Consider the following 1257-nt stretch of genomic DNA (forward strand, 5'->3'; position numbering starts at 1 on the left):
CTGCGATTGAAACGTCCGATATCGTGCTAATGAAGTCTAGTTTTGATGAACTTGTCCACGCATATGGTTTAAGTAAACGCACGGTTGCCAACATGACACAAAATATTGTGATTGCGATTGTAGTTGTGCTCTTTTTACTGGCTAGTCTAATCCTTGGAGGTACAGGCTTAGTACCTAGTTTCGTCAACATGGGAACAGGTATGTTCGTCCACGAAGCTAGTATCCTCATCGTCATTGTCAATGGCATGCGACTGATTAGGTATCGAGAGAAATAGAAGAATGGAAACAAACCAAAATTTACGCGGTTTGTTTTCTTTTTTTTTGAGAGGAATTAATTTTTTGGTATCAATAAATTTTATAATAACTTTATCAAAAATAATTTGATAAAATCATCGAGACATTTTCGATGGCTTCTAGAATCTTTACAATTAAAGTTTTCCTTGCTAATAGGGACGTTCAATACGAGATTGAATTTGAGGTCGTGAAGTAGACTATCGCAGGCAATGTAGCAAGTTAGGGATTTGAACTTATTTAAAAGCTTTGATAGCTATCTCAATATAACTTTTTTATAAAAATAGATAGTGAGTTCCAAATGACAATTATTTAAAAAAGGGAAACTCGCACATTTACTAGATAGGAGGATTATCAGGTAAGAAGGTATATGTCGTTTTCAGAGCACTTCAAACATTTTATGGATGAAGGACGCTTACAAAAAGTGACTAATGGATTTGATCTTTTAATTTTATACAGGCAAAATTAGGGAATAATTTAAACACCGTTCCGCGGACCGTCTCGGTAGACTCTAGTTGATGCTACTTTACGCTCCTCATATCAGGTTATTCAGCGTTAAAAAAGAGAGTTGAGAAATTTTATCATTTTGTAGATAAAAAAATAAAACTGTTATTCTTGATAGATATCAATTTTTTGTTAGTACTGACGAGCTATAATTAATTTATAAAGAAAGAGAAAGAGGTAAATCTTATGTCAAAAGTAATTATGAGACTCAATGAATTAAGCTGCCCATCTTGTATGGCAAAAATCGAAGCTGCAATGACTACAACTAAAGGCGTAGCAAATGCAAAAGTACTTTTCAATGCATCAAAAGTTAAAGCAGAATTTGACGAAAATGTTGTCAGTACTGATGAACTTATCAGCAAGGTTGAGAAACTTGGATATCCTGTTTTGAGTAGCAAAGTAACTGTTGTGTGATTTATACCAGGAAAGATACCACTATAAATTGAATAAAGGAAAAAAATG

1 protein-coding gene and 1 pseudogene are annotated in these 1257 nt (G+C 33.6%); both read left to right on the forward strand.

The window, feature by feature from the left end:
* A pseudogene (locus ABZS58_RS51390) lies at positions 1-275 on the forward strand (hypothetical protein); the annotation flags it as partial.
* 721 nt (positions 276-996) lie between these two features.
* Positions 997-1209 (forward strand): heavy-metal-associated domain-containing protein, encoded by a 213-nt coding sequence (locus tag ABZS58_RS51395; protein ID WP_354792155.1) that lies wholly within the window; start codon positions 997-999, stop codon positions 1207-1209.
* The last annotated feature ends 48 nt before the right edge of the window (positions 1210-1257 follow it).

The organism is Dactylosporangium sp. NPDC005555 (assembly GCF_040605635.1).
Taxonomy (GTDB): domain Bacteria; phylum Actinomycetota; class Actinomycetes; order Mycobacteriales; family Micromonosporaceae; genus Dactylosporangium.

Coding starts and splice junctions, on each gene's coding strand:
- ABZS58_RS51395 (WP_354792155.1), top strand. CDS start 997: ATGAGACTCAATGAATTAAGCTGCCCATCTTGTATGGCAAAAATCGAA.